This window comes from Pseudoxanthomonas kalamensis DSM 18571 (assembly GCF_010211745.1).
In the GTDB taxonomy this organism is placed as follows: Bacteria; Pseudomonadota; Gammaproteobacteria; order Xanthomonadales; family Xanthomonadaceae; genus Pseudoxanthomonas_A; species Pseudoxanthomonas_A kalamensis.
In genome coordinates, this window is record NZ_PDWQ01000069.1 from 1 (window position 1) to 628 (window position 628).

The 628-nt window shown below is 67.8% G+C and carries 1 protein-coding gene and 1 pseudogene; both read right to left on the reverse strand.

The genetic code is table 11. The features are described from left to right. A pseudogene (gene mraW / locus CSC70_RS14020) lies at nucleotides 1–310 on the reverse strand (16S rRNA (cytosine(1402)-N(4))-methyltransferase); the annotation flags it as partial. Between the two features lie 14 nt (nucleotides 311–324). After that, the coding region (locus CSC70_RS14025; RefSeq protein WP_162457208.1) for a division/cell wall cluster transcriptional repressor MraZ at nucleotides 325–628 on the reverse strand (304 nt) is incomplete at its 5' end.

Here is a 628-nt window from a genome sequence, read left to right on the forward strand (position 1 = left end):
CGGGGGCGGCGCCAACCCCCTGGCCCGCCCCGACAAACCTGCCGCGATGGACGGCCCGGCCCCCACCCGCCCCGACCCTGGTTTGGGCCACCGCATCCGCTTGGGGGTCTTTGCCCCCCACCAGCACCCCCCCCCCGGCTCAAAGGGTTCCCAGCCCGCCGCGCGCGTGCCCGCCACGCCCGAACGTGCCATCCAGATACGTTCCGTTTTCGGTCACTTGCAGGCCATCCAGCACCTGCGTGTACAGCACCGGCACATGGGCCGCCGGGGACTGCGACACCGGGTGACCGGGCTGCGCTTCACCGCGCATCCGGGCACCCCGGCTCACAACCTGAGATCGAGCAATTCATCGCCCAGATCCCCGTCAGACAATGTCTGCTGGATCAGTGCGCGATGTGCCTGCTCGCTCCAGAGTTCGAACTTGCCGCCCATGCCCAGCAGCACGGCCTTTTTCTCGATGCCCACTGCATTGCGATGGCTGGCCGGAATGCTCAGACGGCCGTTGGCGTCCAGCTCGAGCACCGCCGAAGAACCCACCAGTTTCTGCTGCAGCGTGCGGACCACGCGCTGGGTATTGGGCTTGGACATCACGTCGTCGCGCACCCGCTCCCACTCCTTTTCCGCGTAT